Origin of the sequence: Parasphingorhabdus sp. SCSIO 66989 (assembly GCF_032852305.1) — a bacterium.
Lineage (GTDB): Bacteria > Pseudomonadota > Alphaproteobacteria > Sphingomonadales > Sphingomonadaceae > Alterisphingorhabdus > Alterisphingorhabdus coralli.
In genome coordinates this window covers 1,502,995-1,516,383 of sequence record NZ_CP136594.1, presented here as the reverse complement: position 1 = coordinate 1,516,383, position 13,389 = coordinate 1,502,995, and the positions used below count along the sequence as shown (strand labels likewise).

The 13,389-nt window shown below is 58.5% G+C and carries 11 protein-coding genes; all 11 read right to left on the bottom strand.

Annotated elements, in window-relative coordinates; genetic code table 11:
• Nucleotides 1-15: 15 nt before the first annotated feature.
• Nucleotides 16-717, bottom strand: a complete 702-nt coding sequence (locus RB602_RS07195) for a DUF3142 domain-containing protein (protein WP_317084231.1) — start codon at nt 715-717, stop codon at nt 16-18.
• Between the two features lie 32 nt (nt 718-749).
• On the bottom strand, nt 750-2,945 hold the full coding sequence (locus RB602_RS07190; protein ID WP_317084229.1) for a PA5441 family protein: 2,196 nt from the start codon (nt 2,943-2,945) through the stop codon (nt 750-752).
• A gap of 137 nt (nt 2,946-3,082) precedes the next feature.
• On the bottom strand, nt 3,083-5,374 hold the full coding sequence (pnp, locus tag RB602_RS07185) for a polyribonucleotide nucleotidyltransferase (protein WP_317084227.1): 2,292 nt from the start codon (nt 5,372-5,374) through the stop codon (nt 3,083-3,085).
• Nucleotides 5,375-5,638: 264 nt separating this feature from the next.
• Nucleotides 5,639-5,908: a 30S ribosomal protein S15 gene (rpsO, locus tag RB602_RS07180; protein ID WP_317084225.1), complete on the bottom strand. Its 270-nt coding sequence runs from the start codon at nt 5,906-5,908 to the stop codon at nt 5,639-5,641.
• Between the two features lie 17 nt (nt 5,909-5,925).
• Entirely contained in the window at nt 5,926-7,020 is a 1,095-nt protein-coding gene (gene truB, locus RB602_RS07175) for a tRNA pseudouridine(55) synthase TruB (protein ID WP_317084223.1), read from the bottom strand.
• Nucleotides 7,013-7,594 (bottom strand): thymidine kinase, encoded by a 582-nt coding sequence (locus RB602_RS07170; RefSeq protein WP_317084221.1) that lies wholly within the window; start codon nt 7,592-7,594, stop codon nt 7,013-7,015. The genes truB and RB602_RS07170 overlap by 8 nt, the downstream gene beginning before the upstream one ends.
• A gap of 138 nt (nt 7,595-7,732) precedes the next feature.
• A complete protein-coding gene (gene rbfA / locus RB602_RS07165) occupies nt 7,733-8,134 on the bottom strand; it encodes a 30S ribosome-binding factor RbfA (RefSeq protein WP_317084219.1) in 402 nt (133 codons plus the stop codon).
• Nucleotides 8,121-8,531 carry a PaaI family thioesterase gene (locus RB602_RS07160; RefSeq protein ID WP_317084217.1) on the bottom strand — a complete coding sequence of 137 codons (411 nt, stop codon included), beginning with the start codon at nt 8,529-8,531 and terminating at the stop codon, nt 8,121-8,123. The genes rbfA and RB602_RS07160 overlap by 14 nt, the downstream gene beginning before the upstream one ends.
• 12 nt (nt 8,532-8,543) lie before the next feature.
• A complete protein-coding gene (infB, locus tag RB602_RS07155; RefSeq protein WP_317084216.1) occupies nt 8,544-11,060 on the bottom strand; it encodes a translation initiation factor IF-2 in 2,517 nt (838 codons plus the stop codon).
• A 9-nt stretch (nt 11,061-11,069) separates the two neighbouring features.
• Nucleotides 11,070-11,780, bottom strand: a complete 711-nt coding sequence (locus tag RB602_RS07150) for a DUF448 domain-containing protein (protein WP_317084214.1) — start codon at nt 11,778-11,780, stop codon at nt 11,070-11,072.
• The gene (gene nusA, locus RB602_RS07145) at nt 11,761-13,389 is read right to left on the bottom strand and encodes a transcription termination factor NusA (protein WP_317084212.1); all 1,629 of its coding nucleotides are present in this window, start codon (nt 13,387-13,389) and stop codon (nt 11,761-11,763) included. The genes RB602_RS07150 and nusA overlap by 20 nt, the downstream gene beginning before the upstream one ends.

The following is a 13,389-nucleotide window of genomic DNA, read 5'->3' as shown; positions in this document are numbered from 1 at the left end:
GGGCTGAATTTGTGGCTATGGCTCTGGATTGACCAGAAACACGACATAACCCTGAAAAAAGGGATCATCGCGCAAGTCTGCTGGCTCGCGCCACTCGCCATTCTGCACCAGCCCGATGCGATAGGGCATATCGAGCCGGGCCAACCGCGCGAGATAGTTTTCATAGCCGTCAATGGTTTCACGGCCCTGATACGTCTGGATCACGATATCATCGACGCTCTCGCCCAAAGCCGCCAATGCCGCCGGGTCGCCCTGTGCGCTCCAGTCCATCAGCCCGGTGATACTGAGTTGCAGATTATTGGGGAGGCGCTGTCGCAAATCCGCTAGAAAACGGGCATAGTTTTCCAGTCCATCAGTCGCCGCATCAAAGTCGATCTGCAAACCAATCAGCCGATTCTGCCGCGCCCATAAGCTGAGACGTTGTTGTAGCTGTTGATGCGTCGCTTCACTCCAAGCCAGCGTCTCGACCCGAACCACCATCCAGATATCGGCGTCATGGATCGAAGGCACCGCCGGGCGTAACTGCGTCAGAGCGGTGTCGCCTCGACGCAATTCGCTGTCGAGAATGTAGACGGTCTCCGCCTGATCCAGCACCGGTTGCGGCTCAACGCCTGCCCAAAGCCAAAAGGCTTTATGGTCTGCGGCTTCGACTGTTTGGGGCGCAACATTTATCTGCGGAGCTTGTTCGCAGGACAGTAATAGCAGCGCGCTGGCCATAGCCAGCACTAAAGACGCAGCCCACCGTCGCATCACCAATAATATTGCAGATCTTTGGCCCATTTGCTGCGCGGATATCGGCGTTTCAATTCCTGAAACCAGGATTTGCGCTGGCTCTCGGGAACGGCTTGCCCGCCGCAACTGTTGCTGTTGGCCGGGGCGTAGCAGCGAATGGCGCGATATAGCGCATAGCTGCGCCACTGCGCCGGGGCGGCGCGGTCGGCGATAATGTCCTGATAGATCGCCTGCCGCCCTTTCGCCTCACCCGGGAACAGATTGGCGGACTGCCCCAAAGCCGGATAGTCAGCCGCATCCTTATGCGCGCGCCAATGGCTTGGTCCCGACAGCGAGAAATCATCAAAGCCATTGCGCCGGAAGAAATCACCCAAGCAAAGCCGCGCCCGATAATCGCGCGGGCGATTGGCCAGTGTCTGTGCGATCTGCTTCAGCTGCGGGCAGTCAATATTTTCAGAGCTACGGCCCTTGGTAAACAATCCGACAGGGATGGTTTCGCTATAGGTCATACCCCATAAACCATAAATCTCCTTATCCGCATCCTCACCAACCCGGCCGACATCGCGGGCAAAGGCAGCATAATAGCCACGGCTTAACTGCTTGTAGAGCAAGGTGAACAAGGCCAGATCGCGTTCATTTTTTGGACGCTCGCCATTATCGGCAATGGCACGCAATGTATCCGCACCTGCGACCATGGCCAGCAAGCGCTTGCGGATCAGCGGCTTCGTTATTGGCGAGTCCGCGGCAAACACAGCGTCCAGTTGGCCATTACGTTCATAAAAACTGGCCAGCCCCAGCTCGACCGCAGCGCGCTGATAGCGGGCCTTGCTCCCACCCAGCATATCGCGCCAGAAACCACCTTCATTGGGATCTTTGAGCATCGCCAGCGCCTGCCCGCGCAAGGCCTGGCGCGAGAATTCGAGATAAGAGAAATCCGGTTGCCGCGCCGCATCGGGGATAAGCTCCAGCACCGAGCGATAATCCCTGGCGACATAAAAGTCATAATTGGCGAGGACAAATTCATAGAGTGGCTGCGCGCCTTCAAATGCATCGCGCTTACCGGTAATCGCCGAGCGCTCCAGCCGCTCTTCGCGATAGCGCATCAGCCGCAGCAAATGGATGGCCTGCAGCAGCGGTGAATAGCCATCGCCACCGCGTGCCTCGGTTTCGCGATAATCCAGCGCCAGCAACATATTATCAGTCTCCTCAATCGCGCGTCTGCGCTCGTCCATATTGGGCGCGGTCAGCAGCCATTCGCCATAAAGGCCCGCCAACGCATCAAAATCACCGGCGAGCCAGAAACCGCGCCGGATCAGACCTTTGGCCGATGCGGCATAGCGCCCTTGCGGATAATCGCGCAGATAGGATTGAAATGCTGTCACCGATGCACGGGCATCGGCAACATTGGCAGCTTCAGGATTGAAATAGCCCCATTTATCGAGCGCATTAGCCTGGGCGCTGTTCACCGGCACACGCCCCAGCATATAGCGCGACGCCTCTTTCACCCACGGGTCTTTGGCGGACGCCAGCCGCGAAAAACTCCGCTTCGCTTCGTCAAAAGCGCCACTGTAAAAGGCCCCGGCACCATTGAGATAGGCAAGATACTCCCCGGCCCTGCGCCCGGATAGTTTGGCACCAATCGGCTCAAAAACAGGGCTTGGCTGGCCGCTGGCATCATTCCAGCGGCGTCGGCTGGACCCGGTTTGCAATTCGCACAACGCGTAGAGGGACAAGCGTGCTTCTGAAAGCGTCGCGCGATCCGCTGCGCTCACCTTTTTCGCTTGCTCAAGCGCCGCCTGAAAATCGGCGGTGCCGCCAACAAAGCTGGCGCAGCGACTGCCCCAAAAGGGGTTATCCGGCTGCGGGCTATCCTGCTTTCCCATGCGCCTGATCTGTCGCCAGTTGAAATAGACCTCGCCAAATTCCTGATACCAGAGCGGCTCTGGATAGCTGCTGAGATCATCGTCAGCGATGTTGCGATCAGACAAAAGCAGGAAAAGGTTCACCCGGGTATCATTGCCCGGCGCGATAATCGCATTATTGGCACATATCTGACCGGGATTGGCCAGGCTCCAATCGGGATAGCAGCTGCTGTCGGAACTGGCTTTTGCCGGTTGATAAACCGCCTCCACGCTGAGCGATGCCACAAAACCCGCAAGCGCCAGAATTGCCGAAGTTAAAGCCGTGCCTTTGCGAAGAATCCGATGCATCATCTCACCCCCTGACGATGGCCATAGTGTCGCAATTTCGGGATGAGTCAAAGCTGAATATATTTCGGCATCGCGCCAAAATAAAAAAGGCCGCCGGATTGCTCCAGCGGCCTTTCGCATATTCTATAAGGCCTTGAGGATCAGTCCTCATCACCCTTGATGAAGTCGGGCAGCGGCGCATCGCTGCCGTCCTTGTCACCGCCTTCATTATCACCGCCGCGACCACGTCCACGGCCTCGGCCACGTCCGCGACCACCGCCGTCACCGTCGCGACGTGGGCCACGACCACCGCGCTTGTTTTCGCGGGGCGGGCGGGTGTCTTCCAGCTCTTCACCGGTTTCCTGATCAACAACGCGCATCGACAGGCGGACCTTGCCGCGCTGGTCGATCTCGAGAACCTTGACCTTGACTTCCTGCCCCTCGGACAGCTCGTCAGAGACCTTCTCGACACGCTCATTCTTGATTTCGGAAACGTGCACCAGCCCGTCCTTGCCGCCCATGAAGTTCACGAACGCGCCGAAATCAACCAGATTGACGACCTTGCCGGTGTAGATTTTGCCGACTTCGGCTTCCTCGACAATGCCTTCAATCCATGCCTTGGCAGCATCGATCTGTGCGCCGTCGGACGAGGAAATCTTGATCAGACCTTCATCGTCGATATCGACCTTGGCGCCGGTTTCGGCGACGATCTCGCGGATCACCTTGCCGCCGGTGCCGATAACGTCGCGGATCTTCGATTTGTCGATCTGCATCGTTTCGATACGCGGTGCGTGCTGCGACATTTCGGTGCGCGAGGCGCCAAGAGCTTTGGTCATCTCACCCAGAATGTGCGCCCGGCCTTCCTTGGCCTGGTTGAGCGCGGTCTTGAAGATTTCCTCGGTGATACCGGCAATCTTGATATCCATCTGCATGGTGGTGATGCCGTTTTCGGTACCGGCCACCTTGAAGTCCATATCGCCGAGATGATCTTCATCACCGAGAATATCGGAAAGAACCGCAAATTCATCGCCTTCAAGGATCAGACCCATGGCGATGCCGGAAACCGGACGCTCGATCGGAACACCGGCATCCATCATCGACAGACAGCCGCCACAAATGGTTGCCATCGAGGACGAACCGTTGGACTCGGTAATGTCTGACAAGATGCGGATGGTGTACGGGAATTCCTCAGCATCGGGCAGAACCGGATGCAGCGCCCGCCATGCCAGCTTGCCATGACCGATCTCACGACGGCCCGGCGCGCCGAAGCGACCGACTTCACCGACCGAGTAAGGCGGGAAGTTATAGTGCAGCATGAAATTGCTATAGGTGAGACCATCGAGACCGTCGATCATCTGCTCGGCATCCTTGGTGCCCAAAGTCGTGGTGCAGATTGCCTGCGTCTCGCCACGGGTGAACAGCGCGGAACCATGGGTACGCGGCAGGAAGCCGACCATGGAATCAATCGGACGCACTTCGTTGGTCTTACGACCATCAATACGCTGACCGTCTTTCAGGATAGCGCCGCGAACGATGCTGGCTTCGAGCTTCTTCACCAGCTTGAGGACACCGAGATATTCCGCCGGGTCTTCTTCCTTCAGCGCTTCAAAATGCTCACGCGCTTTCTCACGCGCGACGTTGATCGCATCCTGACGCGCCTGCTTGTCGGTGATCTTGTAAGCCGCAGCCAGATCATCGCCGATCAGACCACGCAGCTCGTCCATGCGAGCGGCCTTATCTTCAACCTGATCCAGTTCCCAAGGCTCTTTGGCAGCCTGTTCAGCCAGATCGATGATCGCGCCGACAACGGTCTTGATTTCGTTATGCGCAAACAGAACCGCGCCGAGCATCTCGTCTTCGGTCAGTTCCTTGGCTTCGGACTCGACCATCATCACCGCGTCTTGCGTAGCGGCAACAACCAGATCGAGACGACCGTCTTCCAGAGCGGTTTCCTGCTTCGGATTGAGGACATATTCGCCATCGATAAAGCCAACACGCGCTGCACCGATCGGGCCCATAAACGGCACACCGGAAATGGTCAGCGCCGCAGACGCTGCGATCATCGCCACGATATCGGCCTCGGTCTCACCGTCGAAGCTGAGCACCTGGCAGATACAGTTGATTTCGTTGTAGAAACCTTCAGGGAAGAGCGGACGGATCGGACGGTCGATCAACCGGCTGGTCAGCGTTTCCTTCTCGGTCGCACCGCGCTCACGCTTGAAAAAGCCACCGGGGATACGGCCGGCAGCAGAGAATTTTTCCTGATAGTGGACGGTCAGCGGGAAGAAGTCCTGCCCTTCCTTGACCGATTGTGCAGCCGTTACTGCACACAGAACAACGGTTTCGCCATAGGTCGCCAGCACGGCACCATCGGCCTGACGGGCAATACGGCCCGTTTCCAGAGTGAGGGTTTTTCCGCCCCATTCCAGAGATACAGTTTTCACATCAAACATAGATTTTCCTTCTAAACCCGCGCGACCCTAATGTCGGCGGGGCCTCTTTGGTTGCGATGCTGTCCGGCACCGCGCGGTTTGGGGTGTGTTTCTGATTACCCCTGACCACCCCACCGAATTGCGGGACTGGTCCTTATTTCATGTGCTCCTGCGAAGGCAGGAGCCCAGAGCTACAAAGAACTGTGCTTGTGGCTCTGGATCCCTGCTTTCGCAGGGATGACGCAAATATAAATCGGCCCGCCAGTGGCGGGCCGAACATTTGCGTCATTTACGAAGACCCAATTTCCCAATCAGGTCGGTATAGCGTTGCGCATCCTTGCCGCGCAGATAATCGAGCAGCGAGCGACGCTTGTTGACCATCATCAGCAGGCCGCGACGCGAGTGATTATCCTTATGGTGCGATTTGAAATGTTCGGTGAGCGTGTTGATACGCTCGGTCAGGATTGCGATCTGGACTTCGGGAGAACCGGTATCGCCGTCTTCACGGGCATGTTCCTTGATCAGTTCCTGTTTGCGTTCCGCAGTAATCGACATGTTTCATTCCTCGAGCATCATGCATTGATATTAAAGCCACGGATGACACGAAGCTCTGAGGCTTCCAGCGAAACCAGCGCCAGCGGGACCAAATCGCCGCCATGCACCCAATATTCGCCGTCATCACTGGCAATCCCGGTCACGACCTGGCCCTGCTGGACCCGCCTTGCCTGATCGGGGGTGAGGGAAAGAGCCGGGATGCCGTCCAGCCCTGCCTCAAATGGCAAGATTATGTCTTCAAGTGGCGCGCCTTTACCGATTTCATTGAGCTTGTCCAGCGAAATCGCATGTTCCAGCGTAAAAGGCCCTGCCTTTGTCCGTCTGAGCATGGTGACATGGCCTACGGTGTTCACGGCGCGCGCAATATCGCGGGCAAGCGAGCGGATATAAGTGCCCTTGGACACATGGGCGGTAAGGGTGATTTCATTAAGCCCCTCCCCTTCAGGGGAGGGGTTGGGGTGGGGGCTATCAATCGGATGCAGCGCTTGTGGAACGCCCCCACCCAGTTGGCCAGTGCTGTTGGGTAAATCATCCTCCCAGGATGATTTAGAAACACCCGGGGGGTGTTTCGACCCAACCTCACCGGCCAACTCCCCTCCCCTGAAGGGGAGGGGAGTTAAGGCATGAATAGTCACGGCCCGCGCCTTCATCTGGACCTGCTCGCCAGCCCGTGCACGATCATAGGCCCGCTGGCCATCGACTTTGAGCGCCGAATAGGTGGGCGGCACCTGCTCTATCGGCCCGGTAAAGCGCTGCAGCACCGCCTCAACGTCTGCCAAGGTCGGACGGACATCACTCTCCGCCACCACCGCACCTTCCGCATCCAGTGTATCGGTCTCGGTACCAAAGCAAATGGTAAAGTCATACATCTTCGCCGCATCGAGCATCCGCCCGCTGAGCTTGGTCGCCTCGCCCAGCGCAATCGGCAAGACCCCGGTGGCCAGCGGGTCGAGTGTGCCGCCATGCCCCACCTTGGTGACGCCGCCGCCCTTGCCGGAGACCTTGATCCCGGCCTCGCGAAAATTGCGCTTCACCGCACCCACCGCCTGGGTCGAGCCCAGTTCCAGCGGCTTGTCGAGGATGATCCAGCCATGCGGACTGGCTTCAGCCATCAGCCATAAACTCCATATAATGCTTGCGGCACAGCGCGATATAGCGGTCATTGCCGCCTATCTCTGTCTGCGCGCCTGCGCGCACCGGGTTGCCGTCGGCATCAACCCGCATGTTCATCGTCGCCTTGGCACCGCAAAAGCAGATGGCCTTCAATTCCACCAACGCATCCGCAATCGCAAGCAATTGCGCGCTGCCCGGGAACAGCTCGGCCTGAAAATCGGTGCGCAGGCCATAGGCGAGAACCGGGATTTTCAGCTCATCACAAACCCGCGCCAGTTGAAACACCTGCGCCTTGGAAAGAAATTGCGCTTCATCGATCAGCACACAGTTCAGCGGACGGTCGGCGTGTTCGTCACCAATGGCGGCGAGCAAATCGGTATCGTCCTCAAAACAGTGCGCTTCGCGTTCAAGGCCGATGCGCGAGCCGATAATCCCTTTGCCGCTGCGATTATCCAGCCCGGCGGTCCACAACATCGTCTCCATGCCGCGCTCCTCATAGTTGAACGCCGCCTGCAACAAAGTGGTCGACTTGCCGGCATTCATTGAGGAATAGTAGAAGTAGAGTTTGGCCATGGACTGGACCCTGAATGTTCGTCACCCTGAACTAGTTTCAGGGTCTTATGCCACAAAATGCGGAGCCTGTTGCCTGAGATACTGAAACAAGTTCAGCATGACGATAGACAATAAATGCCCGCTTTCCAGCCTTGGGCCTCAGTCTTCCCCACCCAAATCCCGCGCAACCTTGGGATCATTGAGCAATTCCTCAACCCGGCTCGCTTCATCAAAGCTGTCATCAGCAACGAATTTCAGCTTCGCCGCATATTTGGTTCGCACCCGCGATGCGACCTCGCGCTGGAAAAAGGCAGTATTGGTGCGCAAGGCTTTGAGGATCGCGTCCTCATCCTTGCCGAGCAGCGGTTTGACATAGACTGTGGCGTTGCGCAGGTCGGGCGTCATCCGCACTTCGGTAATCGCGATATGTGTCGCCGTGAGCAGTTCATCATGCACCTCACCACACATCAGCAATTCGGACAGCACATGCCGCACCTGCTCGCCGACGCGCAAAACACGGACTGAACGGCCTTCAGGCGAGCTGTCGTTAAATTTGGCCATCGGGTATTTCCGTCAGCATCGCCGTGGTCGTCGCGCGGGTGAGTTTGTTGCCTTCTGCATCGAGCAATTCGCCCTCGATAAACGCGACATTGCGGCCCATTTTGACCACTTTCCCCTTGGCCACCAGCGGGCCGATAGGAACAGGTTTCAGATAGCTCATATTCATATCGAGATTGAGCGGCAGCCGCTTGCCCTCGCTCTCACCGAACACCGCCGCGCCCATCACCTCGTCGAGAAAGCCGCCAATCAGGCCGCCCTGGACAAAGCCACGCGGGCTGGCAAAGACTTGCGGCACATCGAAATGCATGGTCGCAACGCCGCTCTCGCGGTCAAACTTGGTCGACTGCACCCCCATCAACTCTGATGAGGGCGAAGTCAGTATCCGCTGTTCAGCCATTACCGCCCCCTATCAGAGCACCCGTTCCTTCATCTCGACGTCGAATACCTCCAGCGTGTCGCCCGGCTTGATATCGTTGGTGTCTTCCAGAACCACACCGCATTCGAGACCCGAACGGACCTCGTCGACATTGTCCTTGAAGCGACGCAGCGAGGCGATGGTGGTGGCCGAGACGATAACATCGTCGCGGGTAAGACGGGCGTGATGGCCCTTTTTGATAACGCCATCGAGGACCAAAAGACCGGCGGCCTTGTCCTTCTTGCCTGCAGGGAAGACCTCTTTGACTTCTGCCTGACCGACAATCGTCTCGATCCGCTCGGGGCCAAGCTCGCCGGCCATCTCGCCTTTGATATCCTCGATCAGATCATAGATCACATCGAAATATTTGAAGCGTACGCCATCACGCTGCGCGATTTCGCGCGCCTTGGCATTGGCGCGGACATTGAAACCGATAATCGGCGCGTTCGAAGCCTTGGCCAGCGTCACATCAGACTCAGTGATACCACCGACGCCCGAGTGCAGCACCCGTGCCTTGATGTCATCGGTCGAGATATTGTTGAGGCTGCCGATAATCGCTTCGACAGAGCCCTGCACATCGGCTTTGACAACAACCGGATATTCCACCGCCTTGTCGCTCATTGCGGAGAACATATTGTCGAGCGAGGCCGGCGCCATGGCGGTGCGTTGTTCCAGCGCTTTTTGCTTACGATATTCGGCGACTTCGCGCGCACGTGCGTCATTTTCGACCACGGTGAGCTTGTCACCCGCACCCGGAACGCCGGACAGGCCGAGAACCTCAACCGGCAGTGACGGACCAGCTTCTTTCACCTGCTTGCCCTTATCGTCGATCAGCGCGCGGACCTTGCCCGCATGCTCGCCGACCACAAAGGTATCGCCACGCTTCAGCGTACCACGCTCAACCAAAACCGTCGCAACCGGACCACGGCCCTTGTCGAGTTTCGCTTCGATTACCACGCCTTCAGCGGCGCGATCGGGGTTGGCTTTGAGTTCCAGCAGTTCCGCCTGCAGGTTGATCGCCTCGATCAGCTTGTCGAGATTGGTGCCTTTAAGCGCCGAAACCTCGATATCCTGCACATCGCCGGAAAGCTTCTCGACAATCACCTCATGCTCAAGCAGGCGGTTGCGGACATTGTCTGGCTCTGCGCCATTTTTGTCGATCTTGTTGATCGCAATGATCATCGGCGCGCCCGATGCCTTGGTGTGGTTGATCGCCTCGATCGTCTGCGGCATCAGGCCGTCATCGGCGGCGACCACGATGATCACAATATCGGTGACATTGGCACCACGCGCCCGCATTTCCGAGAAGGCGGCGTGGCCCGGCGTGTCGAGGAAGGTGATTTTCTCACCCGACTTCACCTTCACCTGATAGGCGCCGATATGCTGGGTAATGCCGCCAGCCTCTCCGGCCACGACATCGGTGCCGCGCAGCGCGTCGAGCAGCGAGGTCTTGCCGTGATCGACATGCCCCATAATGGTGACCACCGGCGCACGGGGCTTCAGCGACTCATCGGGATCGACATCAGCCTCGGTGTCGATCTCGACATCGGACTCGCTGACGCGTTTGATCTTGTGGCCGAATTCCTCGACCAGCAATTCGGCGGTGTCTTGATCGATGGTCTGGTTGACCGTGACCATAGAGCCCATTTTGAACAGCGACTTGACCAGATCCGCGCCTTTTTCGGCCATACGGTTGGCCAGTTCCTGCACCGTGATGGCTTCAGGAACCACCACTTCGCGCGACTGTTTTGGCTGTGCCTCGCGCGGCTGGCCCGACATTTGCGCACGCTTTTCTTTTTCACGCGCACGTTTCAGCGCAGCCAGCGAACGCGCACGCGCGCCGCCATCGCCATCGCTCAATGCGCGATTGACGGTGAGCTTGCCCGACTGGCGCCGTTCCTTACGGTCACGGCTCGGTTTGGGCGCAGGCTTTTTCGGCTCAGGCCGCTTGGCGGGCGTCACCGGAGTGAATTTGCGCGGTGCAGGACCGGAAGATTTCGCCTCGGTTGGCGCAGCCTCTTCGGCGGCAGGTTCAGCACTTTCTTGTGCCGCAGCCTCAGCTTCGGCCTGCTTGGCTTTGGCAGCCTCGGCTTCGGCCTTGCGGTTCTGCTCGGCACGCTGCTTTTCGTCTTCGGCCTGTTTGGCCTTTTCATCTGCTTCACGACGGCGCGCATCTTCGAGCGCTGCCAGACGCGCTTCTTCCGCCTCACGCAGCAGTTTTTCCTGCTTTTCCTTGCGGCTCATCACCTCATCGGCGGCAGGCTTGGCCTTTTTCGCAGGCGCTGGCTTGGGCGCAGGTTTCTCGGCTTCAGCCGGTGCAGGCGCGGGTGCGGGCGCAGGCTCGGGCTTGGCACCCGGCTTGCCGACCAGCTTCTTGCGCTTGACCTCAACCACAACCTTGTTGGTGCGGCCATGGCTGAACGTCTGCTTCACTTCGCCAGACTCGACCGACCGCTTCAGTCCCAGCGGTTTGCGGCCCAGCTTTGGCTTGTTTTCTTGATTATCACTCATGGAACAGACTTAACCCTTCATCACTATGTCTTCATGCTTCCGGTCATGGGAAGCATCGCCGCCGGAAGCAGTTCCTTCTGCCGGAACGGCCATTCCGCGAAACTGCAACAGACGGAAAACTATGGTGCGCACCCGATCCGCGGCACGATCATCGGTCAGCGCGATATGCACCACATTTTCGCGCCCCAATGCCACAGATAAGGCGTCGCGGTCCAGTGGCAAGATAATGCCCGCTTTTCCGCTGCCTTCCTGTCCCGTGCCTACGCGCCATGCCTGATCGAGCGAAGCGCGGCCATTGTCGCGCGCATCGCTGGCATGGAGCAGCAGGACAACCTCGCCACTGCGCGCTGCGGTTTCGACCTTTTGCGCGCCGGTGAGCAGGCTGCCACCGCGCGCTTCCAGACCCAACCGGTCGAGCAAAGCGCGGCTCAAGGCATCGTCGATGCGCTGCACCAGATTGTCGCCGATATCGACCTCGCCGACCTTATAGGCACGCTTCAGAGCCGGAACCAGCCGATTGCCCTGCACCGCGTTGTCAATCAGCGTGGCAGAAGGCATCACCCAGGCACCGCGACCGGGGGCACGGGCATGGACATCCGGAGCAACCTGGTTGTCCGGGCCGAGAGCAAGACGGATCAGCGCGCTGTTTTCAGCACGCTCACCCGTTAAAATGCACCGCCTTACAGGAGCTTGCGCCGTCTCATTGGGGAGTTTCCGCATCAGCGACCTCCCCTTCGGCCTGAGCCGATTCAGCAGCCGGTGCGTCTTCGTCATCGAACCAGTGCGCACGTGCGGCCATGATGATCTCATTGCCCTGCTCTTCAGTCAGGCCATATTCGCCGAGAACACCGACAACCTCTTCACCGCGACGATTGTCGCGGCGGCGATTGTCCGCGCGCTTCTTGGCGATGAGTTCATCGGTGGCGAGATCAGCCAGATCATCGAGCGTCTTGATGCCACCTTCGCCCAGCGTCACCAGCATCTGCTCGTTGAGATGGACGATCTCGGCGAGCGCATCTTCAACGCCCAATTCGCGCCGCTTGTCGCGGGCTGCTGCTTCCTTGCGCTCCAGCGCCTCGGCGGCGCGGCTCTGCAATTCGGCGGCCAGTTCCTCGTCAAACCCTTCAATGCCCGAAAGCTCTTCCGGTGCAACATAGGCGACTTCTTCCAGCTCGCTAAAGCCTTCGGCCACCAGCAGTTGTGACAGCGTTTCATCAACGTCGAGTTCGGCTTCGAACATGGCAGAGCGCTCGGTGAATTCCTTCTGGCGCTTCTCGCTCGACTCTTCCTCGGTCATAATGTCGATCGCGGCATCGGTGAGCTGCGAGGCGAGACGCACATTCTGACCGCGACGGCCAATGGCGAGCGACAGCTGATCATCGGGAACAACCACCTCGATGCGGCCCTCTTCTTCGTCAATCACCACACGGCTGACGGTCGCCGGCTGCAAGGCGTTGACGATGAAGGTTGCGGTATCTTCAGACCAGGGGATGATGTCGATCTTTTCGCCCTGCATCTCCTGCACAACCGCCTGCACCCGGCTGCCCTTCATGCCGACACAGGCACCGACCGGATCAATCGAACCGTCATGGCTGATCACGCCGATCTTGGCGCGGCTACCCGGGTCACGTGCAGCGGCCTTGATCTCGATGATGCCGTCATAAATCTCCGGCACTTCCTGCGCGAACAGGCGGCGCATGAAATCGGGGTGCGAGCGGCTGAGATAAATCTGATGGCCACGATTTTCGCGCACCACTTTCATAATCAGCGCGCGAACCCGGTCGCCAACGCGGACAACTTCGCGCGGGATTTGCTGGTCACGGCGGATCACACCATCGGCACGGCCCAGATTAACGATGACATGGCCAAATTCGACCGACTTGACGACGCCGGTGATAATCTCACCTGCGCGATCCTTGAATTCCTCAAACTGACGCTCGCGCTCGGCATCGCGGACCTTCTGGAAGATCACCTGCTTGGCCTGCTGCGCATCGATACGGCCGAGATCAACGGCGGGCAGCGGATCGACAATAAAGTCGCCCAGCTTGGCGTCCTTTTCAAGCTTCTGTGCGCCTTTCAGGTCGACCTGCTTGAAATAGTCATCAACCTCTTCGACCACCTCGACGACACGCCATAGGCGCAGATCGCCGGTATTGGGGTCGAGCTTGGCGCGAATGTCATTCTCGGCACCATAGCGGGCACGTGCCGCGCGCTGGATCGCTTCCTCAATCGCCTCGATGACGATGGTCTTGTCGATCATCTTCTCCGATGAAACGGAATTGGCAATCGCAAGCAGCTCGGCCTTGTTGGCGGAAATGGCATCAGCCAT

Coding starts and splice junctions, on each gene's coding strand:
- RB602_RS07160 (WP_317084217.1), bottom strand. CDS start 8,531: ATGGCTGAACAGCGGATACTGACTTCGCCCTCATCAGAGTTGATGGGG.
- rbfA (WP_317084219.1), bottom strand. CDS start 8,134: ATGGCCAAATTTAACGACAGCTCGCCTGAAGGCCGTTCAGTCCGTGTT.
- RB602_RS07150 (WP_317084214.1), bottom strand. CDS start 11,780: ATGCGGAAACTCCCCAATGAGACGGCGCAAGCTCCTGTAAGGCGGTGC.
- infB (WP_317084216.1), bottom strand. CDS start 11,060: ATGAGTGATAATCAAGAAAACAAGCCAAAGCTGGGCCGCAAACCGCTG.
- rpsO (WP_317084225.1), bottom strand. CDS start 5,908: ATGTCGATTACTGCGGAACGCAAACAGGAACTGATCAAGGAACATGCC.
- truB (WP_317084223.1), bottom strand. CDS start 7,020: ATGGCTGAAGCCAGTCCGCATGGCTGGATCATCCTCGACAAGCCGCTG.
- pnp (WP_317084227.1), bottom strand. CDS start 5,374: ATGTTTGATGTGAAAACTGTATCTCTGGAATGGGGCGGAAAAACCCTC.
- RB602_RS07170 (WP_317084221.1), bottom strand. CDS start 7,594: ATGGCCAAACTCTACTTCTACTATTCCTCAATGAATGCCGGCAAGTCG.
- RB602_RS07195 (WP_317084231.1), bottom strand. CDS start 717: ATGGCCAGCGCGCTGCTATTACTGTCCTGCGAACAAGCTCCGCAGATA.
- RB602_RS07190 (WP_317084229.1), bottom strand. CDS start 2,945: ATGATGCATCGGATTCTTCGCAAAGGCACGGCTTTAACTTCGGCAATT.
- nusA (WP_317084212.1), bottom strand. CDS start 13,389: ATGGCTGATGCCATTTCCGCCAACAAGGCCGAGCTGCTTGCGATTGCC.